At 74.5% G+C, this 22,627-nt stretch carries 19 protein-coding genes; 14 read left to right on the forward strand and 5 right to left on the reverse strand.

From position 1 onward, the window contains the following. Positions 1–101: 101 nt before the first annotated feature. From RM779_RS11430 to nudC, 4 genes are all read left to right on the forward strand, one after another. Positions 102–461 (forward strand): MGMT family protein, encoded by a 360-nt coding sequence (locus RM779_RS11430; RefSeq protein WP_311617690.1) that lies wholly within the window; start codon positions 102–104, stop codon positions 459–461. A 149-nt stretch (positions 462–610) separates the two neighbouring features. Then, complete coding sequence (locus RM779_RS11435; RefSeq protein ID WP_311617568.1) at positions 611–3,862, forward strand: ATP-dependent helicase; 3,252 nt, start codon at positions 611–613, stop codon at positions 3,860–3,862. 51 nt (positions 3,863–3,913) lie between these two features. Beyond that, on the forward strand, positions 3,914–7,231 hold the full coding sequence (locus RM779_RS11440; protein ID WP_311617569.1) for an ATP-dependent DNA helicase: 3,318 nt from the start codon (positions 3,914–3,916) through the stop codon (positions 7,229–7,231). A 57-nt stretch (positions 7,232–7,288) separates the two neighbouring features. Further along, positions 7,289–8,227, forward strand: a complete 939-nt coding sequence (nudC, locus tag RM779_RS11445) for an NAD(+) diphosphatase (protein WP_311617570.1) — start codon at positions 7,289–7,291, stop codon at positions 8,225–8,227. A 54-nt stretch (positions 8,228–8,281) separates the two neighbouring features. Here nudC and RM779_RS11450 read toward each other — a convergent pair whose 3' ends face one another. Next, on the reverse strand, positions 8,282–8,539 hold the full coding sequence (locus RM779_RS11450) for a glutaredoxin family protein (protein ID WP_311617571.1): 258 nt from the start codon (positions 8,537–8,539) through the stop codon (positions 8,282–8,284). Positions 8,540–8,683: 144 nt separating this feature from the next. Here RM779_RS11450 and RM779_RS11455 point away from each other — a divergent pair, with 144 nt between their 5' ends. The 4 genes from RM779_RS11455 to RM779_RS11470 all read left to right on the forward strand — a co-directional run bounded on the left by RM779_RS11455 (position 8,684) and on the right by RM779_RS11470 (position 12,136). Next, positions 8,684–10,897, forward strand: a complete 2,214-nt coding sequence (locus RM779_RS11455) for an ATP-dependent DNA helicase UvrD2 (RefSeq protein WP_311617572.1) — start codon at positions 8,684–8,686, stop codon at positions 10,895–10,897. Between the two features lie 146 nt (positions 10,898–11,043). Further along, positions 11,044–11,340, forward strand: a complete 297-nt coding sequence (locus tag RM779_RS11460) for a hypothetical protein (protein ID WP_311617573.1) — start codon at positions 11,044–11,046, stop codon at positions 11,338–11,340. 128 nt (positions 11,341–11,468) lie between these two features. After that, entirely contained in the window at positions 11,469–11,819 is a 351-nt protein-coding gene (locus RM779_RS11465) for a WhiB family transcriptional regulator (protein WP_077059127.1), read from the forward strand. After that, positions 11,816–12,136: a hypothetical protein gene (locus RM779_RS11470; protein WP_311617574.1), complete on the forward strand. Its 321-nt coding sequence runs from the start codon at positions 11,816–11,818 to the stop codon at positions 12,134–12,136. The genes RM779_RS11465 and RM779_RS11470 overlap by 4 nt, the downstream gene beginning before the upstream one ends. 81 nt (positions 12,137–12,217) lie before the next feature. On the opposite strand, the gene RM779_RS11475 is transcribed toward RM779_RS11470, so the two are convergent. Both RM779_RS11475 and RM779_RS11480 read right to left on the reverse strand, forming a co-directional pair. After that, complete coding sequence (locus tag RM779_RS11475) at positions 12,218–13,579, reverse strand: ABC1 kinase family protein (RefSeq protein WP_311617575.1); 1,362 nt, start codon at positions 13,577–13,579, stop codon at positions 12,218–12,220. 107 nt (positions 13,580–13,686) lie between these two features. After that, positions 13,687–14,760: a ThiF family adenylyltransferase gene (locus RM779_RS11480; RefSeq protein WP_311617576.1), complete on the reverse strand. Its 1,074-nt coding sequence runs from the start codon at positions 14,758–14,760 to the stop codon at positions 13,687–13,689. Between the two features lie 164 nt (positions 14,761–14,924). Between RM779_RS11480 and RM779_RS11485 the strand changes: the two genes are divergently transcribed. From RM779_RS11485 to RM779_RS11500, 4 genes are all read left to right on the forward strand, one after another. Beyond that, positions 14,925–15,527, forward strand: a complete 603-nt coding sequence (locus RM779_RS11485; RefSeq protein WP_077059123.1) for a M48 metallopeptidase family protein — start codon at positions 14,925–14,927, stop codon at positions 15,525–15,527. A gap of 84 nt (positions 15,528–15,611) precedes the next feature. After that, the gene (locus RM779_RS11490; protein ID WP_311617577.1) at positions 15,612–17,321 is read left to right on the forward strand and encodes a TerD family protein; all 1,710 of its coding nucleotides are present in this window, start codon (positions 15,612–15,614) and stop codon (positions 17,319–17,321) included. A gap of 12 nt (positions 17,322–17,333) precedes the next feature. Next, positions 17,334–18,020: an AIM24 family protein gene (locus tag RM779_RS11495; RefSeq protein ID WP_077059121.1), complete on the forward strand. Its 687-nt coding sequence runs from the start codon at positions 17,334–17,336 to the stop codon at positions 18,018–18,020. A gap of 15 nt (positions 18,021–18,035) precedes the next feature. Continuing rightward, entirely contained in the window at positions 18,036–18,785 is a 750-nt protein-coding gene (locus tag RM779_RS11500) for an AIM24 family protein (protein WP_311617578.1), read from the forward strand. Between the two features lie 48 nt (positions 18,786–18,833). Here RM779_RS11500 and RM779_RS11505 read toward each other — a convergent pair whose 3' ends face one another. Next, positions 18,834–19,358 carry an NUDIX hydrolase gene (locus RM779_RS11505; RefSeq protein ID WP_311617579.1) on the reverse strand — a complete coding sequence of 175 codons (525 nt, stop codon included), beginning with the start codon at positions 19,356–19,358 and terminating at the stop codon, positions 18,834–18,836. Further along, a complete protein-coding gene (locus tag RM779_RS11510) occupies positions 19,355–20,815 on the reverse strand; it encodes a zinc-dependent metalloprotease (protein ID WP_311617580.1) in 1,461 nt (486 codons plus the stop codon). The genes RM779_RS11505 and RM779_RS11510 overlap by 4 nt, the downstream gene beginning before the upstream one ends. 134 nt (positions 20,816–20,949) lie before the next feature. Between RM779_RS11510 and RM779_RS11515 the strand changes: the two genes are divergently transcribed. Both RM779_RS11515 and RM779_RS11520 read left to right on the forward strand, forming a co-directional pair. Beyond that, positions 20,950–22,116 (forward strand): NAD-dependent epimerase/dehydratase family protein, encoded by a 1,167-nt coding sequence (locus tag RM779_RS11515; RefSeq protein WP_311617581.1) that lies wholly within the window; start codon positions 20,950–20,952, stop codon positions 22,114–22,116. Positions 22,117–22,131: 15 nt separating this feature from the next. Continuing rightward, positions 22,132–22,584, forward strand: coding sequence for a molybdenum cofactor biosynthesis protein MoaE (locus tag RM779_RS11520; protein ID WP_077059116.1), 453 nt, complete (start codon positions 22,132–22,134; stop codon positions 22,582–22,584). Positions 22,585–22,627: the final 43 nt, after the last annotated feature.

Here is a 22,627-nt window from a genome sequence, read left to right on the forward strand (position 1 = left end):
GATTCTCCTCGTGCTGGAACTGCGAACCAGCTCACCCCCGTGCTGGGACGATAGTGGCACGAGTGACGGCCGCGGGAGTGCGGTCCGTGAGATACGGCACGATGGTCACCATGGCCGGCTCCCCTTCCACCCCTGCTCACCGGATTCCGGAATACGCCGACCGCGTCCTCGCCGCCACCGAACGCATTCCCGCCGGGCGTGTCATGACCTACGGGGACATCGCGGCGCAGCTCGGCGAGGGCGGCCCCCGCCAAGTGGGCCGCGTCATGGCCCTGTGGGGCGGAGCGGTGCCGTGGTGGCGCGTGATCCGCGCCGACGGCCGGCTGCTGCCGGGCCACGAGCACCGCGCGCTCGCGCACTACCGGGCCGAGGGCACCCCGCTGCGCGACGCCGCCGCGCAGGGCGATCCGCCGCGCGTCGACCTGCGGCGCGCCAGGTGGGAAGGCCCCGTCACGGACTGACCGCCCACCGCGGCGGCTCACGGGCGCCGGCTTCCGCCGGCCTGCCGCCTGGGCGGCGGCGCGCCGCCCGTTCGGGTGACGGGCGCGAAACGGTGCGCCCCGGGAGCCGACTGGCGTACCGTCTCCTCCAACGTCCCCGAGAATGCGCGATGCACGTGAGTCTCTCCGTCCCGTCCACTGACCGGCCGCCACCCGCCCCGGGAGCGTACCGACTGGTGCGCGCCCCGGTCGCCGACGCGCGCGCCGTTGCTGTGGACGCAAGCCAGCGCGCCGTGGTTGACCACCCGGGCGGACCGCTGCTCGTGCTCGCCGGCCCGGGCACCGGCAAGACGACCACGCTCGTGGCGGCCGTGGCCCGCCGGGTGGCGCGCGGCACGGACCCGGAGCGCATCCTCGTCCTCACCTTCAGCCGCAAGGCGGCGGCCGAGCTCCGGGACCGCCTGACGGCCCGTCTGGGAACAGCATCCCCGCAGGCGACCACGTTCCACTCCTTCGCCTACGCGTTCGTGCGCGCGCACCAGGACCGCGCGCTGTTCGCCGAGCCGGTGCGCCTGCTGTCCGGGCCCGAGCAGGATCTGTACCTGCGGGAGCTGCTGGCCGGGCACCGCGATCTGGAACGGTCGGGACGCGGCCTGGACTGGCCCGAGGAGCTGCGCGCCTGCCTGACGACGCGCGGTTTCGCCGACGAGCTGCGGGCCGTGCTGGCCCGCAGCAGGGAGATCGGCCTCGACCCCGGCACGCTGGCCGGCTTCGCCCGCCGCACCGGGCGCCGGGACTGGGAGGCCGCCGCGCACTTCCTCGCCGAATACCTGGACGTGACCCAGGCGCAGGGCGTGCTCGACTACACGGAACTGGTGCGCGGCGCGGTGGAGCTGGCCCATGAGCCGGGACCCGCGGCGGCGGTGCGGGACCGCTACGACGCCGTGTTCGTCGACGAGTACCAGGACACCGACCCGGCGCAGGCCGCCCTGCTGCGTGCCCTGGCGGGCGACGGCCGCGACCTGACCGTGTTCGGCGACCCCGACCAGTCGATCTACGCGTTCCGCGGTGCCGACGTGGGCGGCATCCTCGGCTTCCCCGACGCCTTCCGCACCGCCGGGGGCGCCCCCGCGCCGGTGGCGGTGCTCGCCACCGGGCGCCGCAGCGGCGCCGCGCTGCTCGCGGCCACCCGGCTCGTCGCGCAGCGCATGCCGCTGACGCGGCTGCCCGCCGAGGCGGTGCGCCGCCACCGCGCGCTGACCGCCGTCCGGGAGGGCGGCCGGGTGGAGGCGTTCGTCTACCCGACCCCTGGCGCGGAACTGGACAACATCGCCGACCTGCTGCGCCGCGCCCATCTGGAGGACGGCCTGCCCTGGGGCGAGATGGCCGTGCTGGTGCGCGCGGGCACGCGGTCCCTCCCCGGCGTGCGCCGGGCGCTGACCGCCGCGGGCGTGCCGCTGGAAGTCGACGGCGCGGATCTGCCGCTGCGCCAGGAGCCCGCCGTCGCCCCGCTGCTCACGGCGCTGCGCGCCGTCGCGGAGCCCGAGGGCCCGCGGGACCCGGAGACCGCGGCCCGGCTGCTGACCTCGCCCCTGGGCGGCCTCGACGCGGCCGACCTGCGCCGCCTCGGCCGGGCGCTGCGCAACGAGGAGCGCGACGCGGGCATCGCCGCGCCCGCCTCCTCCGAGCGGCTGGTGGCGCGCGCGCTGGCCGAGCCGGAGCGGCTCCTCACCCACGACCCGGCGTACGCCGGCGGCGCGCAGCGGCTCGGCCTGCTGCTGCGCAAGACCCGCGAACTGCTGTCCGGCGGCGGCAGCGCGGAGGAGGCGCTGTGGCAGCTGTGGGACGGCACGCCCTGGCCGCAGCGCCTGGAGCGCGCCGCCCGGCGCGGCGGCGCCGCGGGGCGGAACGCGGACCGTGATCTCGACGCCGTCTGCGCGCTGTTCGACGCGGCGGCGCGCGCCGAGGAGCGCACCGGCGGCCGGGGGGCGCTCAACTTCCTGGCCGAGCTGGAGGCGCACGACATCGCCGCGGACACGCTCGCCGCACGCCCCGTGCGCCGGGAGGCGGTGCGGCTGATGACGGCGCATCGCGCCAAGGGTCTTGAGTGGTCACTCGTCGTCGTGGCGGGCGTTCAGGAGGGCCTGTGGCCGGACCTGCGGCGCCGCGGTTCGCTGCTGGAGGCCGACCGCATCGGGCGCGACGGGCTCGCCGAGCCGCTCGGCCCCGGCGCGCTGCTCGCCGAGGAGCGCCGCCTGTTCTACGTGGCCGCCACCCGGGCCAGAGACCGCCTGGTGGTGACCGCGGTCGGCGGCGCCGACGACGGCGACCAGCCCTCCCGTTTCCTGCGCGAGCTCGGCGTCGAGCCCGAGGACGTCGGCGGCCGGCCGCGCAGGCCGCTCTCCCTCGCCGCCCTCGTCGCCGAACTGCGCGCCACCACCGTCGACCCGGACGCCTCGCCCGCCCTGCGCCGCGCCGCGGCCGACCGGCTCGCGGGCCTCGCCGCGCTCCGCGACGACGAGGGGCACGCCCTGGCGCCCGCCGCGCATCCCGAACGCTGGTGGGGCCTGCGCGAGCAGACGCACTCCGCCGCGCCGCTGCGCGACCGGGACGCGCCGGTCGCGCTCTCCGGCAGCGCGCTCGACCAGCTGGTCAACACCTGTTCCCTCCAGTGGTTCCTGGGCCGCGAGGTGCACGCCGAAGCCCCCGCGACCACCGCACAGGGCTTCGGGAACGTCCTGCACGTCCTGGCCGACGAAGTCGCCTCCGGCAGCACGCCGGCCGACCTGTCCGTGCTGATGGCCCGGCTCGAAACCGTCTGGGACTCGCTCGCCTTCGAGGCGCCCTGGCAGTCCCGCACGGAGCAGGCCGAGGCCCGCGCCGCGCTGGAACGCTTCCTGCGCTGGCACGTACTGCAACGGGACGCGGGCCGCGAGCCCCTCGCCACCGAGCAGGACTTCGACGTCACACTGGCCGCGGGGGAGCACCGGGTCCGCATCCGCGGGGTGCTCGACCGCGTCGAGCACGACGCGCAGGGCCGTGCCTACGTCGTCGACTTCAAGACCGGGCGCACCCGGCCCACCCGCGCCGAGGTCGAACGCCACCCGCAACTCGCCGTCTACCAGCTCGCGCTGCGCGAGGGCGAGGCCGCCGCCGACGTGGCCGGAGCCGAGCTGGTGCACCTGCGGCAGGGCGCCGCGGCCCGCGACGGCGGTGACGCCCTGCCGGCCGTGCAGCGCCAGGAACCGCTGACACGCACGTCCGATACCGCGGGCGGCGACTGGGTCGGCGACCTGCTGGCCGCCGCGGCGGGCCGCGTCCTCGACGAGCGCTTCACCCCCAACACCGGCCGCCAGTGCGGCGCGTGCACCTTCCGCGGCGCGTGCAGCGCGCGCCCCGAGGGGCGCCACGTCGTCGACTGAGCCCGGCCGCGGCGCCCGGCGCTGTCGCAGGCGGCGGTTAGGCTCGGCTCCGTGCCCGCCCCACTCAGCCGTCCCGATCAGCTCAGGGAGCTGCTGGGGATTCCGTTCACCGCCGAGCAGCTGGCGTGCATCACCGCGCCGCCCGCGCCGCAGGCGATCGTGGCGGGCGCCGGCTCCGGCAAGACCACCGTGATGGCCGCCCGCGTCGTCTGGCTCACCGCCACGGGACAGGTCGAGCCGGGCCGGGTCCTCGGCCTCACGTTCACCAACAAGGCGGCAGGCGAGCTGGCGGAGCGCGTCCGCACCGCCCTGGTCCGCGCGGGCGTGACCGGCCGGGACGCCGAGGCGGGCGGCACGGGCGACGGCGGGGCGGGCGACGGCGGGGCGGGCGAGCCGCAGATCTCCACCTACCACGCCTTCGCCGGGCGGCTGCTGAGCGAGCACGGGCTGCGCCTCGGCGTCGAGCCCGCCTCCCGGCTCCTCGCGGACGCCGGCCGTTTCCAGCTCGCCGCCGAGGTGCTGCGCGCCGCGCCCGCCGACTTCGAGCCGCCGAGCCCGAGCTTCACCACCCTCGTCACCGATCTCGTCGCGCTGGACGGCGAGCTGTCCGAGCACCTGGTGACGCCCGCGGCGCTCCGCGCGTTCGACCAGGGGCTGCTGGCCGAGCTGGCCGGTGCCCGGCTGAGCAACGCCGACCTGCGGCAGATCCCGCGCGCCGCCGAGGGCCGCGGCCGGCTGCTCGGCCTGGTCGAGGAGTACCGCGCCCGCAAACGCGCCCGCGACCTGCTGGACTTCGGCGACCAGATCTCCCTGGCGGCCACCCTCGCGCGGGACGTCCCCGAGGTGGGGCGGATCGTGCGCGAGGAGTTCGCCGTCGTGCTCCTCGACGAGTACCAGGACACCTCCGTCGCGCAACGCGTCCTGCTGGCGGGCCTGTTCGGCGGCGGCACGGGGCACGCCGTCACCGCGGTCGGCGACCCCTGCCAGGCCATCTACGGCTGGCGCGGCGCGTCGGTCGCCAACCTCGACGACTTCCCCGAGCACTTCCCCCACCGCGACGGCCGCCCCGCGCGCCACGACAGCCTCGGCGAGAACCGGCGGAGCGGCGGGCGGCTGCTCGCCCTGGCCAACCGGCTGGCCCGGCCGCTGCGCGCCCGCCACCCCGCCGTCGTTCCGCTGCGGCCCCCGGACGGCGCGGCGGCGGCCGGGCTGGTGCGCTGCGCCCTGCTGCCAGGCCACGCCGAGGAGCTGGCGTGGCTGGCCGACTCCGTCGCCCACCAGGTGCGCACCGGCACGCCGCCGGGCGAGATCGCCGTGCTGTGCCGCACCGCGGCCGACTTCGGCGAGATCCAGCGCGCGCTGGTGGCCCGCGAGGTGCCGGTCGAGGTGGTCGGGCTCTCCGGGCTGCTGCACCTGCCCGAGGTCGCCGACCTCGTCGCCGTGCTGCACGTACTGGCCGACCCCACGGCGAACGCCGCCCTGGTGCGGCTGCTCACCGGCCCCCGGTGGCGGATCGGGCCGCGCGACCTGGCGCTGCTCGGCCGCCGTGCCCGGCTGCTGGTGCGGCGCGGGGGGGACCAGGACCCGGACGGGCGGCTCGCCGCGGCCGTGGAGGGCACCGACCCGGCCGAACGGACCTCGCTCGCCGACGCCCTGGACACGTTCGTGGACCAGGGCGGCGGTGCGGCCGAGCCACAGGACGGGCTGCCGTTCTCCGCCGCCGCCCGGGTCCGGTTCGCGCACCTGGCCGCCGAGATCCGCGAGCTGCGCCGTTCCCTGGCCGACCCGCTCATGGACGTGCTGCACCGGGTGCTGGCCGCCACCGGCCTCGAAGTGGAGCTGTCCGCCTCGCCGCAGGCCCTGGCCGCCAGGCGCCGCGAGACGCTGGGCGCGTTCCTCGACCTGGCCGCCGGTTTCGCGGCGGGCCGTGCGGGCACCGCCGTGGACGGCGAGGCCACGCTCCCGGCGTTCCTCGCGTTCCTGCGCGCCGCCGACCAGTACGACCGCGGCCTCGACGGCTCGCTCCCCGGCAGCGGCGACACGGTGAAGGTGCTGACCGCGCACAAGGCCAAGGGCCTGGAGTGGGACGTGGTCGCCGTGCCAGGGCTGTGCGCCGACGCCTTCCCCGCCAAGTCCTCGCGCGACTCATGGCTCCGGCAGGCCAGGGCGCTGCCGCACCCGCTGCGCGGCGACGCGGGAACGCTGCCCGGGATCGAGGAGTGGACGGCGGCGGCCTACAAGGAGTACGGGGCGGCGGTCGCCGAGCACCTCGGCCTTGAGGAGCTGCGCCTCGGCTACGTCGCCTTCACCCGTCCGCGGTCCCTGCTGCTCGGCTCAGGACACTGGTGGGGCCCGAGCCAGAAGCGGCGGCGGGGGCCGTCCCCGTTCCTCGACGCCCTGCGGGAGCACTGCGAGGCCGACCCGGCGCACGGCGAGGTCGAGGCGTGGGCCGACCCGCCGGGCGAGGACGAGGAGAATCCGGCGCTCGCCGCCGACGCGGCCGAGCGGGCGTGGCCGCTGCCGCTGGACCCGGCCGCGTTCGCCCGGCGCAGGGCCGCGGCGGACGCCGTGCTGGCGCGGCTGCGCGAGGGGGAACGCGAGGGGCCAGGGGTGCCCGCGCCGCGTGCGGAAGACGAGGCGGTGGAGGACGGGCTCACCCCGGAGGAGCAGCGCGCCGTGGCGTCCTGGGACCGGGACCTGACGGTGCTCGCGCGGGAGCTGCGGCAGGCCAGGGCCGCGGTGCGGGACGTGCCCCTGCCCGCGTCGCTGTCCGCGTCGCAGGTGCAGCGCCTGGCCTCCGACCCGGAGGGGTTCGCCCGCGACCTCGCGCGTCCGATGCCGCGCCCGCCGCAGCCCGCGGCCCGGCGCGGGACGCGGTTCCACGCCTGGGTCGAGGCCCGGTTCGAGGAGCTGGCCCTGCCGATGCTCGGGCCGGACGAGCTGCCGGGCGGCGACCCGGACGAGGTGGCGGAGATCCGGGACGAACGGGACCTGGCCGCGCTGAAGGAGGCGTTCGCCCGTACCCCGTACGCCGCCCGCCGGCCCTACCGGATCGAGGCGCCGTTCCAGCTGGAGCTGGCCGGGCGCGTGATCCGCGGCCGGATCGACGCCGTGTACCGCACGGACAGCGGTGGCTTCGACATCATCGACTGGAAGACGGCCAGGCGGCAGGACGCGGACCCGCTCCAGCTGGCGATCTACCGGGTCGCGTGGGCCGAGCGCCACGGGCTGCCGCTGTCCGCGGTGTCCGCCGCGTTCCTGTACGTGCGCAGCGGCGAGCTGGTGCGGCCGACCGTGCTGCCCGGCCGCCGCGGTCTTGAGCGGCTGCTGACGGGAGAGGACTCCTGGGAGCCGAACGACCCCGGGTAGGGGCCGGCGCCCACCCGGGACCGCCGGGGCGGTCGGCGACGGATTAGGCTTTTGGGCATGAGCACCACCCCGGACAACGCTGTCCAGCCGATCACCCTCACCGGTACCGGCGGCATCGACCGCGGTGCCCACCACCGACTCGACGAGGCGTGGCTGGGGGCGGCGTGGAGCCATCCGTCGACGCGGGTGTTCGTCGTATCCGGCGGCCAGGCGCTGGTCGAGGAGCGCGCTGACGGTCGGACCGAGCTGGTGCTGATGCCGTCGTTCGACGCGCCGCTGACCGAGGCCCACCGCTACTTCCTCGGCTCCGATGCCGAAGGGGTGCGCTACTTCGCGCTCCAGAAGGACGCGCTGCCCGGCCGCATGGACGACGCGGCCAGGCCCGCGGGACTGCGGGAAGCGGCCGCGCTGCTCTCCGAGCGCGACAACGAGCTGCTGGTCCACGCGGTCGCCCTGGAGAACTGGCAGCGGCTCCACCGTTTCTGCTCGCGCTGCGGCGCGCGGACGGTGATCGCGGCGGCGGGGCACGTGCGGCGCTGCCAGGCCTGCGGCGCCGAGCACTACCCCAGGACGGACCCCGCGGTCATCATGCTGGTGCTCGACGAGGACGACCGGGCGCTGCTCGGGCGGCAGGTGCACTGGCCGAAGGGCCGCTTCTCGACGCTCGCCGGCTTCGTCGAGCCGGGGGAGTCGATAGAGCAGGCCGTGGTGCGGGAGGTGGCGGAGGAGGCCGGTATCGCGGTCGGGCAGGTGGAGTACGTGGCGAGCCAGCCGTGGCCGTTCCCCTCCAGCCTGATGCTGGGCTTCGTGGCGCGTGCCACGTCCTTCGAGGTGCGGGCCGACGGCGAGGAGATCGAGGAGGCCCGCTGGTTCTCCAGGGATGACCTGCGGGCGGCGATGGAGTCCGGCGAGGTGCTGCCCCCTTCGAGTGTCTCCATCGCCTCCCGGCTGATCGAGCAGTGGTACGGAAAGCCGCTGGTGACGGCGCCCTGGTAGCCGGGCGTACGGCCGGCCGGGCGCGTCACCCGGCGGGTCGCCGGGCCCGGTGCGTCAGGCGGCCAGGGCCTTTTTGACGTCCGCGAGCGAGGGGTTGGTCATGGTGACCTGGCCGGCGCCGCTGTCCGGCTCCACCACGACCGTGGGCACCGTTTGGTTGCCGTCGTTCGCCTTCTCGACGATGGCGACGGCGGACGGCTCCTCCTCGATATTGATCTCGGTATACGCGATGCCCTCGCGCTCCAGCTGGCTCTTGAGCCGGCGGCAGTAGCCGCACCAGGAGGTGCTGTACATCGTCACGGTCCCCGGCATCGTCTCGCGCTCCTTCGTCTCGTCGGTCCCCGCCCGCTCCGGCGGGGCCTCACGCAAGCACAACACACGGCGCGGTATGAGTAATCCCCCCGCCCTGTGGACAACTCGCCCCACGCTTCCCGCGGGACCTGGCAGCATGGCGGGGTGACATCAGCAACGCAGGCCACCTCGTTCCCTCACGTGCCCTCGTCGGCCGATGCCGTGCTCGAGGGCCTCGATCCCGAGCAGCGTGCCGTGGCGACGACGCTCCAAGGCCCGGTCTGTGTGCTGGCCGGGGCGGGGACGGGCAAGACGCGGGCGATCACCCACCGCATCGCGTACGGGGTGCGCGCCGGGATCTTCCAGCCGGCCACGGTGCTCGCCGTCACGTTCACGCAGCGGGCGGCGGGGGAGATGCGCGGGCGGCTGCGGCAGCTCGGCGCGGGCGGCGTGCAGACGCGCACGTTCCACTCGGCGGCGCTGCGGCAGTTGCAGTACTTCTGGCCCAAGGCGGTGGGCGGGGAGCCGCCGCGTCTGCTGGAGCGCAAATTCTCGCTGGTCGCGGAGGCCGCGTCGCGCGGCAGGCTGCGTCTTGAGCGTCTTGAGCTGCGGGACGTCACCGGCGAGATCGAGTGGGCGAAGGTGACGCAGACCACCCCGGAGGACTATCCCGCCGCGATGGCCAAGAGCGGGCGCGAGGCGCCGCGAGACCCGGCGGAGATCGCGCGGGTGTACGCGACGTACGAGCAGCTGAAGCGGGACCGCGGCACGATCGACTTCGAGGACGTGCTGCTGCTGACGGTCGGCATCCTCAGCGACCGGCCGGACATCGCCGAGGTGGTGCGCGGCCAGTACCACCACTTCACGGTCGACGAGTACCAGGACGTCAGCCCGCTCCAGCAGCGGCTGCTGACCCTGTGGCTGGGGGAGCGGGACAGCCTGTGCGTCGTCGGCGACGCGAGCCAGACGATCTACTCGTTCACCGGCGCCACTCCCGACCACCTGCTGGACTTCCGCACCAGGCATCCCCGCGCCACGCTGGTGAAGCTGGTGCGGGACTACCGGTCCACGCCGCAGGTGGTGCACCTGGCCAACGGGCTGCTGAGCCAGGCGAAGGGCCGGGCCGCCGAGCACCGCCTGGAGCTGATCTCGCAGCGGCCCACGGGTCCTGAGCCGGAGTTCTCCGAGCACGCGGACGAGCCGGCGGAGGCGGAGGCGGCGGCCCGGCGGATCAGGGAGCTGCTGACGCCCGTCGCGGAGGGCGGGGCCGGTCTCACCGCGAGCGAGATCGCCGTGCTCTACCGGGCCAACTCGCAGTCGGAGATCTACGAGCAGGCCCTGGCCGACGCCGGGGTGCCCTACCAGCTCCGGGGCGCCGAGCGGTTCTTCGAGCGGCCCGAGGTCAGGCAGGCGGGCCTGGCCCTGCGCGGTGCCGCGCGGGCCGGTGGCAACGACAGCGCGGTCGCCGACGCCGACGGCCTGGCCGGGCAGGTCGGCGCGGTCCTCGCCGGGGCGGGGTGGACGCCGGAGCCGCCGGCCGGCTCCGGCGCGGTGCGCGACCGGTGGGAGTCGCTGCGTTCGCTGGTGCGGCTCGCGGAGGACTTCGCGCGGGCGCGGGAGGACGCGACGCTGGCCGACTTCGTCGCGGAGGTGGAGGAGCGGGCCGCGGCGCAGCACGCCCCGACCGTGGAGGGGGTGACGCTGGCCTCGCTGCACACGGCCAAGGGCCTGGAGTGGGACGCGGTGTTCCTGGTCGGCCTCACGGACGGGATGCTGCCCATCACCTACGCCAAGACGCCCGAGCAGGTCGAGGAGGAGCGGCGGCTGCTGTATGTCGGGGTGACGCGGGCGCGGCTGCACCTGTCGCTGTCGTGGGCGCTGGCGCGTTCGCCCGGGGGCCGCGCGGGGCGGCGGCCCAGCCGGTTCCTGGACGGGCTGCGGCCCGGCTCGGCCGCGGACCAGGGGCGCGGCGGCGGGCGCGGTGGCGGGGAGCGGGGCGGTGGGGTCCGGGCCCGCAAGCCGCGGGGACCGGTCAAGTGCCGGGTGTGCGAGCGGACGCTGACGGAGGCGGCCGAGGTGAAGCTGCGGCGCTGCGAGGACTGCCCCTCCACGATGGACGAGCAGCTGTACGAGCGGCTGCGGGAGTGGCGGCTGGAGCGGGCGCGGGACCTGGGGCGGCCGGCGTATGCCGTCTTCACCGACGTGACCCTCATGGCCATCGCGGAGGACGTGCCGGGCAGCGAGGCCGAGCTGTCCAGGATCTCCGGGGTGGGGGCCCACAAGCTGCGGCAATTCGGCGCCGATGTGCTGGCGCTGTGCGCCGGTGAGCCGGTGCAGGCGCCCCCCGAGGAAACTTCTCAGGAAACCCCCGAAAAATAGTTTGCGCCCGCGCGAGGCATCCGCATAGCGTGCTCCACGTGGCACCGGAGGAGGGTTCCGATTCCCCCGAAGCCATGCTGTACTGAAGTGACCGTATGGGACAGGAGCTCCTTTCCCACCGAGACGCCGTAGAGGAGGCGATCCCCGTGGTTAGCAAGACCTTCACCAAAGTGACCGGCCGCGAGGTCGTCCGTCTCTGCGTGCCCGGCGGTTCTCGCCTGTCCGGCACCGGTATGTCCGGTGCCGTGGTCGCACACTCGGCAGCCGTCGCCCTGCGGGCGGCAGCAGGCGAGCGACCGATCCTGGCGCCTGCGGCTACCGATGCCTACGCCACGACTGTGAATGTCGCGGGCGCCGGACACCAGATCTTTGGACACCAGAAGACTCAGCTTCACACGATGTGGGCCCTCCGCGGGCTCAATCCCTGGAGTGATCCAGCCTGATCGGCGAGATCAGGTCGGCACCTTCCAGGGCCGCGGAACCCACACCGGGATCCGCGGCCCTTTTGTTTTCCGCGCTCCCGGCCACCAGCCGGTGCAGACCGATAACCGAACGACACGAGGACAAGACAGTGCCACTCGCGCCGTACGCCCGACCCGACCTGAACTCACCACCCGACCCGGAGACTTCTGTGACCCCGCTGTACACGCTGAACGAGCTCGACGAGGCGATCGAGCGACTCGACGACGGCGTGCCCTGTCGCTCCTACGACCCCGAGGTCTTCTTCGCCGAGACCCCCGAGGACGTGGAGTACGCCAAGTCCCTCTGCGGTGCCTGCCCGCTCCGCGATGCGTGCCTCGCCGGCGCCAAGGACCGCCGTGAGCCCTGGGGCGTCTGGGGCGGCGAGCTGTTCGTCTCGGGCGTCGTGGTGCCCCGGAAGCGGCCGCGCGGCCGTCCCCGCAAGAACCCGGTCACGGCATGAGCATCCCCGGCACCATCGGACGGCCGGCGCAGCACGGCCCGGAGAGAAACCCCGGCTTGACAGTGACGACGAACGATCTGGCGGCGGCCCGACGGCCCCGCCAGGAACAGAACAGGACCAGGCAGTTGCACCTCATCCCAGAAGCCATGGCGCGCTCCCATATGGCGGAACGCATCTACGAGGCCGAATCTCAACGCGCGGCCGGGCGCTTCTTCAGGGCGCAGCGGATGGAGCGCAAGTCCCGCCGGCTGCACCGCCGCGCGGAGCGTGCCTCGCAGCGCGCCCGCCGCGCGCTGGCACAGGCGGTCATGCAGTAGTACGGCGCCGGAGAGCTTCCGGACAGTCGTGCGCACCTCACCTCAGGTGCCCCGGGCCCCGGCCCGGGGCACCTGCCCGCTTCAGACGGGCTCGCGGGTGTCCTCCTCCCACGCCTCCTCGAATCCCGGCAGCCCCGCGGCCAGCTCCTCCCGCATCCGCACGCGCGCCCCGAGCTGGCACAGCACCCCGATCGTGCTGAGCGTGACGCGGTGGATCAGCAGGTAGGAGGGCGGCAGGTTGAGCTGCCGGCCCAACTGGTGGGCGGCGGACCGCGGATCGGCTATGCGCCCCGCCTGCTCGCGCAGCCACTCCCGGCTGAACGTGAACTCCTCGACCCGCGCCGGCTCGATGATCGGCAGGAGATAGTCGAGTACGTCCTGCGGGTCCAGCTCGATGTCGGGCTTGACGAACCCCTCGGTGACCAGCTGGGCGTACACCTCGTCCGCCCGGCCGTCGAGCGTCATGCGCAGCGCGGGACCGATGGCGGGCGGCAGGCCCTCGGGCAGCCGGTTGACCGCGCCGAAGTCCATCACGCCCAGGCGCCAGGCGGAGACCGGCTGGTCCTCCTCGGGCACCAGCCGGAAGTTCCCCGGGTGGGCGTCGGCGTGCAGCAGTCCGGTCCTGGCGGTGCCGGAGAACAGGAACCTGGCGAGCAGCTGTCCCGCCCGGTCCCGCTCCTCCTGAGCGCCCTCGCCGATCACCCGCGACAGCGGTATCCCCGCCAGCCACTCGGTGATCAGCACTTCGTCCCGCTGGCACACCACGTCCGGCACCAGCACGTCCGGATCGTCGCGGAACTCCGCTGCGTAGGCGCGCTGGGCCTCCGCTTCCAGGGCGTAGTCCAGCTCCTCCACGACCCGGTCCCGCAGCTCCTCTATGAGCGGCTTGACGTCCATGCCGGGTATGAAGGGGCCCAGGATTCTGGCGAATCTGCCGAGCTGCGTCAGGTCGGACAGCAGCGCCTCCCCCGCCCCCGGGTACTGGATCTTCACGGCGACCTCCCGGCCGTCGTGCCACACCGCGCGGTGCACCTGCCCGATCGAGGCCGCCGCCGCCGGCTTCTCGTCGAACTCCTCGAACAGCTCCTGCCAGTCCTCGCCGAGCCGCTCCGCCAGCGCGGCCCGCACCGACCCGGCAGGCAGCGGCGGCGCCGCGTCCTGGAGCTTGGTCAGGGCGGCGCGGTAGGGGCCGGCGACGCTCTCCGGCAGCGCCGACTCGAAGACCGACAGGGCCTGGCCGAACTTCATCGCCCCGCCCTTCAACTCGCCCAGGACGGAGAACAGCTGCTGCGCGGTGCGCTGTTGCAGCTCGCTGCCCACCAGCTCGGCGGAGCGCCCGCCGATGCGCTTGCCCAGGCTCCAGGTCGCCCGGCCGGCGAATCCGAGCGGTAGTGTGGCGAGCTTCGCGGTCCTGGTCACCGCCTTGCGGGGTAGATCAGACATGTCGTCCCCTCCAACTCCCAGAAATGCGCCCCCGAGTCACCTGGTGCACCGAGGCGTGACGAGATGCACGGCTCCAGCTGTCCCTACCCGTTCATTGTGGACCCGTCCTACGGCGCTCGGGGGGCGCGGGCGGCACCGCAGGGACATTCCTCGTGGGGCTCGACGGTACGGCTCGTCACCGACAGGTGGGGCAGCACCACCTCCGTGACCGTGCCGGGCGCCTGCGGCGCCGTCCCGTCGAGGAAGCCAAGGGCCGTGCACGCGGCCAGACCGGCGACGGCGGTGGCGAGCGCGCCGTCGCAGGCGGGCACGCCGGTCCGCCGTGCGTTCCGCCACTGGGCGACCAGCAGCGGCCAGCAGGGCTCGCGGACGGCCCGGGCGCGCAGCAGGCAGCCGGCGCACCCCGTCGCCCCCGGCAGCACCAGCGGGCCGACGAACCCGGTCGCCTCCACCACCCCGGCGTACAGGTGCGGGGTGCCCGCGGCGAGCACCTCCTCGGCCGCCGCCGGGTCGGGGGCGTAGGCGGCGACCCCGTCGCGCGGCGTGAAGATCACCAGCAGGCTGCCGTCCGGCTCCGCCTCCGCCCCGCGACCGCCGCCGCCGCGCCAGGGCGTGGCGGCCCCGACCACGCCGGCCGCGGCCTCGGCCCTGCGCCGCCCGGTGTGCTCGGCGCGCAGCCCGCCGGGTGCCGTGTCCGCGGGCTCGACCCGGCCGCCGTCCACCACCGCGACCTCGCCGACACCGGCCTGCGCGAGGGAGGCCGCGAGCGTCGCCCCGACCCGCCCCGCGCCCCGCACCTGGACCCGGGCCTTCCGGCGGCCGACGAGCCGCCGCAGTCCGCCACCCGGCTCGGGGTGCAGCAGGGAGAGCGAGGCCAGGTCGGGGCGGAGCTGGTCGGTGACCTGCGCCGCCGCCTCGCGGTCCGCCGAGGCGTCGTCCAGCACGCCGGCGGCGGCGAGCTGCGCGGCCAGCCGGTCGGCCGCACCCCGGCGCAGGCCGAGGGCGGCCGCGGCGTCGCGGAGGGCGGCGAGCGAGCGGGTGCCGTCGAGCAGGGTCAGGAAGCTCTCCGTAGCCGTGTCCAGCGGGCCGAAGAGAACGGAGTGGGCGGGGGTGACGCCGTAACGGACGGTGTGTTTGTCCCGCCATCCGCGGCGGAGCGAGGGCTTGATCATGGGATGCATGCCCCCATGATGCGCGGGACAGAGCAGACGCGTGTGATGTTTTCCACAGGAAGCAGAGATAATCCTATAAATAGGGCGGAAGGGTGGGGTGTTGGCGGCCGGGCCAGGGCATCCGGTGGCAGGCGGGCGGGACATATCAGGCTCACAACGGGTAACGTCGAGGTGTGCCCGCCGACCCGCTGAACAGCGCCGGCCCGCCGCAGCGCAGTCACCCGGCGGGCCGGGCGGTGCTGGACGGAAGCCACCGTGAGCACGTCGAGGTGCGGCGCAGCGCCCGCCGCAGGCGCACCGTCTCCGCCTACCGCGAGGGCGACCGCACGATCGTGCTGATCCCGGCGCGGATGACCGCGGACGAGGAGCGGCGCTGGGTCTCCGTGATGCTCGACAAGCTCGCCGCCCAGGAGGAGCGGCGTCTCATCGGCGACGACGCACTCGCGCACCGGGCCGCCGAGCTGTCCGAGCGCTACCTCCAGGGGCGCGCGCGACCGGACAGCGTGCGCTGGGTGACGAATCAGAACGCCCGCTGGGGCTCCTGCACGCCGGCCCTGGGCAGCATTCGCCTCTCCCACCGCCTCCAGGGCATGCCGGAGTACGTCATCGACTACGTGCTGCTCCACGAGCTGGCCCACCTGCTCGTTCCCGGTCACGGCCCGCGCTTCTGGGCACTGCTCGACGGCTATCCGCGCACCGAGCGCGCCCGCGGTTTCCTGGAGGGCGTCGTGGCGGCCGAGCGGCTGCCGTACGTGCCCTGGCTCCGCAGGGACTGACCGGCCCGCGGTGACTGTCCGCAGTAGGAGCTAGTCTGGCCCCGCCGAATGTTTGTCTTATCGGACGGGGGACGGTCGTTACGTATGGTGACCCACTTCCAGCGCGGCCGGAAGGCCAGGCTCAGCGACCTCACACTGGGCACCGACCTGTACGTGGGCGTGCAGATCACGGGGCCCGGAATGGTCTTCGACATCAGCTGTTTCGGCCTTGACGCGGACGAACGGCTGTCGGACGACCGTTACTTCATCTTCTTCAACCAGCCGAAGTCTCCCGAGGAGGCTCTGCAGCAGCTCGGCGCCCAGGCCGGGGACACGGACTCGTTCCGCGTCACCCTCGACCGGGTGCCTGCGTCGATCGATCGGCTCGCCTTCACCGCGACTGTCGACGGCGAGGGCACGATGTCCGGGATCACCTCCGGCTACCTGCGCATCGTCGCCGGTGGCGAGGAAGTCGCGCGCTACTCCTTCGACCACTCCGAGTTCAGCACCGAACGTGCCGTCATGCTCGGCGACTTCTACCGCAAGGACGGCTGGCGCTTCGCCGCGGTCGGTCAGGGTTTCGACGGCGGTCTGGACGCCCTGCTGAGGCACTTCGGCGGCGAGGTCGCCGAGGAGGAGCCGCCGCCCTCGGCGCCCGCCGCGGCGCCCGGATTCGCGCCGCCGGGCGGCGGGCCCGCGCCGGTCCCCGGGTTCGCACCGCCGCCAGGCGGGGCCTCGCCCCCGCCCCAGGCCGCCGCCCCGCCGCCCGCGCCCGCACCTGCCCCCGCACCGGCGGCTCCCGCGCCTGCCCCGGTGCCCCCGGCCCCCGCGCCCACGCAACCCATCCCGGTGCCCGGCGCCTTCGCGCCGCCGCCCGGCGGCGGGTACGCGCCCCCGCCGGGCCCGGGCTCGGCCCCGCCCCCGCCGCCCGGCGGCTTCGGGGCCCCGCCCGTGCCGCCGCCCGGCGGCTACGCCGCGCCGCCCGGCGCGCCGCCGGCCGCCCCTTACGGCGCGCCGCCGCAGCCGTACCAGCAGATGCCCCCGCAGCCGGTGCCCGGCGCCCAGCACGTACCCGGTGCGCCGCAGCCGGTGCCCGGCGCGCCGCTGCCCGTGCCCGGGGTCCAGCCCGTGCCCGGGGCCGCGCAAGTGCCCGGCGGCATGCTCGCGGTGCTCGAGCAGTACCGCGGGGCGACCGAGCGGCGCCGCTGGAGCCAGCGGAATCCGCAGCTCATGCGCGCCGACCTCGGCATCGACGGCCAGCCGCTCATGGCGCTCCAGGGCAGCATGGTGCTGTACCAGGGGGACGTCGACTTCGGCTTCAAGGGCGGCGGGCTCAAGCGCCGCGCGACCACCTGGGCCACCGGGCAGGGCTTCCCCTCGATGATGCGGTGCACCGGCAGCGGGCAGGTCTACCTCGCCGAGGGGGCCACCCGCCTGCACCCGGTGGAGCTCCAGGGCGACGCGATATGCGTCGCCTCGCAGCACGTTCTCGCCTTCGACGAGTCGCTGGAGTACGAGGTACGCCGTATCGACGGCCACGGGCTGCCCGGCGGTTCGCTGTTCGCCCTCCAGTTCCAGGGCCACGGCACCCTGGTGGTCAAGACCCACGGCGAGCCGCTGGTGCTGCCGGTCACGCCGATGACGTTCGCCGACGCCAATGCGGTGATCGCCTGGTCGGCCGGGGCGCAGGTGCTCGTCGCCAATCAGGTGCGGCTGCGCAGGCAGGCGTACCCGGGGCACTCCGGTGAGACGACGCAGCTCCAGTTCCGCGGCGCACCGGGAAACTTCGCCATCGTCCAGCCCTACGAGATCTGACGGGAGCCCGTGATGGATCAACGGATGGTTGCGGGCTTCGCCCCCGCCCCGCCCGCCGCGCGTATGGAGAACCACGGCCCCACCATGGCCAGGGTCGCCATGCAGTCCGGCAACGACCTGTTCGCCAGGATCGGTTCGATGGTCGCCTACGAGGGCTTCATCCAGTACGAGTCCAATCCGACGGCCATGCGCCAGGCCGTTGCCGGGCGGCTCTCCGGCGAGAGCGTGCCGCTGATGAAGTGCCAGGGCGACGGTTTGCTCTACCTCGCCGACTACGGCGCCGACATCGTCTGCCTCCCCCTGCAGAACGACAGCCTCTCGGTGAACGCCACGAATGTGCTCGCCTTCGACGCGCAGCTCGAATGGGGCGTCCAACGGGTCAAGGGTGTCGCCAAGTTCGCCGGTCAGGGCCTGTTCAACCTGGGGATCTCCGGCACCGGCTGGGTCGCCGTCACCAGCCGCGGCATACCGGTCGTCGTGGACTGCGGCCAGTCCGGCGAGACGTGCGTCGACCCCGACGCGCTGGTGGCCTGGTCCACCGGCCTTGAGGTGAAGGGCAAGCGCAGCTTCAAGGCCAGTTCCCTCGTCGGCCGCGGCAGCGGAGAGGCGTTCCAGCTGGCCTTCTCCGGCCAGGGGTTCGTCATCGTGCAGCCCAACGAGGACAGTACCGACCGGCTCAACGCGCAGCCGCAGAACTGACGGGGGAGTGCCGCGATGCAGAGCCCGATTTTTCATCACACCGTGACCCAGTCGGAGGACAAGTTCGCCCTCCAGGGGTCGCACATGCTCCGCGTCGGCCTCGGACAGGGCGACGACGTGGTGGCCAGGGCCGGGAGCATGGTCGCCTTCGAGGGCATGGTCGAGTTCGACGGCGAGTACCAGCCGCCCGGCCAGCACAGCCGCCAGCAGTACGCGGGCGAATCACTGCCGCTGATGCGCTGCTACGGCCAGGGCTCCGTCTGGCTCGCCAACCTGGCGCAGCATGTCCACATCCTGGAGGTCGACCACGAGGGCCTGACCGTGGACAGCTCCTACGTTCTGGCGCTCGACGCGCATCTGCACTGGGACGTCGTATCCGTGGAGAGCCAGTACGGCATTCCCGGCGTCGGCGCGTACAACCTGGTCATCAGCGGGCAGGGGAAGGTGGCCATCACCACCTCGGGACGGCCGCTGGCCATGCGGGTCACGCCCGAGCGCTACTGCAGTGCCGATGCCGACGCCGTGGTGGCCTGGTCCACCTCGCTCCGCGTGCAGATGCAGGCGCAGACCAGCAGCCGGCCGATCTGGCGGCGGCGGGGCAGCACCGGGGAGGGCTGGGAGCTGAGCTTCATGGGCGACGGCCACGTCGTGGTCCAGCCCAGCGAGATGCTGCCGCCCCAGCAGACGTCCCATGGCGAGCCGCTCCCGTTCCGCCAGGGGGCGGGGCCTGGGCTCAACCAGGGAGGCGCCTGGGGCACCCGATGACGTGAACGTGACGGGGCCGTCCCCGCCGCGGCGCGGACGGTCCAGGCGTCACAGCAGCGCGCGCGTGCGGTCGAGCAGCCGCACGACCGACATGTCCGCGACGTCGGCCACCTCGTCGAACGGGAACCAGCGCAGGTCGCGCGACTCCTCGCTCATCACCGCTCGGGCACCGGGCGGCGCCACCGCCGCGTACTGCACGTCCAGGTGCACCGCGCAGGGCGTGTGGTGCCGGTCGAGCCCGGCCGGGGCGGGCAGCAGGCGCAGCCCTTCGATGCCGGACTCCTCGGTCGCCTCGCGCAGCGCCGCACCGGCCAGCGTCGCGTCCGCGGGCTCGCAGTGCCCGCCGGTCTGGAGCCACAGGCCCAGCTTCCCGTGCAGCGTCAGGAGCGCCCGCTCCCGCACCGGGTCCACGACCAGCGCCGACGCCGTGACGTGCCCGGCCCGGCACGCCTTCCACATGCCGTCGGGATGGGCCGCGAGGTGCGCCGCGTACGCCTCCCGCAGTCCGTCCTGCGCCGCGTCGGGCGCGGCCCACTCGCGCAGCACGCGGACCGCGTCGCCGTGCAGACTCAACGGTCGCCTTCGCCCTTCTCGTCCGGCCCGCCCGCCGCGTCGTCCCCGCCGGGCGCGTCGTCCTGTCCTCGCGTCCCGTCCTTGTCCAGGCGCGGTCCTGAGCCGCCCGCACCGGGGGCACCCGAGCCGCCCGCCGCGTCCCCGAGCATGCGGTCGAGCTCGGAGAAGTCCGGCTGGTCGCGGTGCACGAAGCCGTCCGGGTCGTCCAGGTCCTCGGCCGTCGGCAGCATGTCGGGGTGCGACCACAGCCCGTCCCGCGCCTGCGCACCGCGGGCGTCGGTCAGCGAGGCCCACAGCCGCGCCGCGTCCCGCAGCCGCCGTGGGCGCAGCTCCAGGCCGATCAGCGTGGCGAACGTCTGCTCCGCGGGCCCGCCGGAGGCCCGCCGCCGCCGCAGCGTCTCCCGCAGTGCGCCGGCCGACGGCAGGTGCGGCTGCGCCGCGGCGTGCACAACCGCGTCCACCCAGCCCTCCACGAGGGCCAGCGCCGTCTCCAGGCGGGCGAGCGCCGCCTTCTGCTGCGGCGTGTCCTCCGGCTGGAACAGGCCCTGCTGAAGCTTCTCCTGCAACTCCTCGGGGCGCGTCGGGTCCAGCTGGCCGACCATGTCCTCCAGCTTCGCGGTGTCCACCTGGATGCCCCGCGCATAGCCGTCTACCGCGCCGAACAGGTGCGAACGCAGCCACGGCACGTGCGCGAACAGCCGCTGGTGGGCGGCCTCGCGCAGCGCCAGGTACAGCCTGACCTCCTCCTGCGGCACGCCGAGGCCCTCGCCGAACGCCGTGACGTTCTGCGGGAGGAGAGCCGCCTTGCCCGCCGGGCCGAGCGGCAGCCCGACGTCGGTCGAGCCCACGACCTCTCCGGCCAGCACGCCCACGGCCTGCCCGATCTGGGTGCCGAACATGGCACCGCCCATCGAGCGCATCATGCCGAGCAGCGGGCCGGCCATGGCCTGCATCTCCTGCGGCAGCACATTGCCCATCGCGGCACCCACGCGCTCGGCCACCGGGTCGACCAGCTCACGCCACACCGGCAGCGTCGCCTCGACCCATTCGGCACGGCTCCATGCCACCGCCGAGCCCGAGCCCGAGGGCAGCGAGGTCACGCCGTCCAGCCACAGATCGGCCAGCCGCACGGCCTCCTCGACCTGCGCACGGTCGCGCGCGCCCACGCTCGCGTCGCGCGAGCCGTCCGGCGCGCCCTGTGCGACCGACTGTCTCGCCATGCTGCGGGCCAGCTCCCAGTTCACCGGGCCGCCCTCGTACGACAGCATCTGCCCCAGCTGCTGGAACGCGGCGCCCAGATCCTGCGGATTCATCCCGCCGGGGCCACCCGCGCCGAAGCCGAACATGGCAGCCAGCGGATTGTCGGCCGGTCCCGGCCCGCCGCCGCCCTTCTTCTCGCCGGATTCGCCGTCCTCCGGCTCCTCGGGGAGGCCGAATCCGAATGGATTGTTACTCACGGGAATCCTCGGGTCTGTGTCGTCGAACGGAACCAACGTGCCTGTGATTCGCTGGTCTGTGCCCCCAGCCTAGACACCTCTCAGGCAGGATGGGCCTGCGCACGTCGTACCGAAACAACCGCTGGAGAGGTCCTGTGAGTTCCCCGGAGTCAGCCGTTCGCGCAGCGCGAAACGGCCCCGCCGCCCCGTTGACCATCGCGGTCACGGGCGCTGCCACAGGGGTCGGCGCACTGCTCACCGAGCGGTTGCTGGCCGCAGATGACGTCAAGCGGGTCCTCGCCCTCGACGAGCGCGTCGGCGAGGCCAAGGGCGCGGAGTGGCACACCCTCGACATCAGGGACCCGGCCATCGCCGACCTGCTGCGCACCTCGGGCGCCGCCCGCGACGCGGACGCCGGTGACGCGCGGGAGCGGGCGAACGAGGACGCCGCCCCCGTCGACGTCGTCGTGCACCTCGCGCTCGACCTCGACCTGGAGGCCGACCCGGCGGCCCGCACGGCGTTCAATGTGCGCGGTGCCCAGACCGTCCTCACCGCCGCCGCGGCGGCCGGGGTGCGCCGGGTGGTGCTGTGCACCTCCGCCATGGTGTATGGCGCGCTCCCGGACAACGACGTGCCCCTGGCCGAGGACGCGGAACTGCGCGCCACCGCGGACGCGACGTGCGTCGGCGACCTGCTTGAGATCGAGCGGCTGGCCCAGCGCGCCCCGCGCGCCCACCCCGGGCTGAACGTCACGGTGCTGCGCCCGGCCATCCTCGTCGGCGGCACGGACACCGCGCTCACCCGCTACTTCGAGTCCCCGCGGCTCCTTGTCGTCGCGGGCTCGCGGCCCCGCTGGCAGTTCTGCCATGTCGAGGACCTGGTCAGCGCCCTGGAGTTCGCGGCCCGCGAGCAGGTGGAGGGCGAGCTGGCGGTCGGCTGCGACGGCTGGCTGGAGCAGGAGGAGGTCGAGGAGCTGACCGGCATCAGGCGCATGGAGCTGCCGCCCCCGGTGGCCCTGGGCGCCGCGGCCCGGCTGCACCGCCTCGGCCTCACGCCGTCCCCCGCCGGCGACCTCGCCTACACGATGCACCCGTGGGTGGTCAGCGGCAGCAAGCTGTACGAGGCGGGCTGGCGGCCGGGCTGGAGCAACGAGGAGGTGCTGGCCGAGCTGCTGGACGAGGTGGCGGGCCGGCATACCGTGGCCGGTCGCAGGCTCGGCCGCAAGGACGCGGCGACGACGCTCGGCGCGGCCGGTGCGACCGTGGCGCTGGTCGGCACCGCGGCGCTGGTCCGACGCGCGCGCCGGGCCAGGCGCCGCTGATGTGAGGATGAGCGTATGAGTGCGATGACGGAGAAGGACCCCATCCGGCTGCTTGACATCAGGGACGCACCGCTGTCGGTGGACGAGGTGTACGGCGCGGTGGGGGACCGTTCCGCGGGCGGGACCGCGCTGTTCGTCGGCACGGTGCGCGACCACGACGGGCACGCGGAGGGAGTGGCCGTCACCTCATTGGGCTATTCGGCCCATCCTTCCGCCGCGGACGAGCTGCGCCGGGTCGCGGAGGGCGTGACCGCGGACTTCCCCGTGCGGGCACTCGCGGCCGTGCACCGCGTCGGCGAACTGGCCATCGGCGAGCCCGCGGTGGTCGTCGCGGTCGCCTGCGACCACCGCGGCGAGGCGTTCGCGGCGGCCCGCCGGCTGATCGACGACCTGAAGCGTCAGGTCCCCATCTGGAAGCATCAGACCTTCGCCGACGGCACCCAGGAGTGGGTGGGCGTCCGCGCGTGAACGCCCCCTCGGGGGCCCGCCGAACGAGTCCGGTTCGTTACCG

This window comes from Streptomyces johnsoniae (assembly GCF_031845565.1).
Classification (GTDB): Bacteria; Actinomycetota; Actinomycetes; order Streptomycetales; family Streptomycetaceae; genus Streptomyces; species Streptomyces johnsoniae.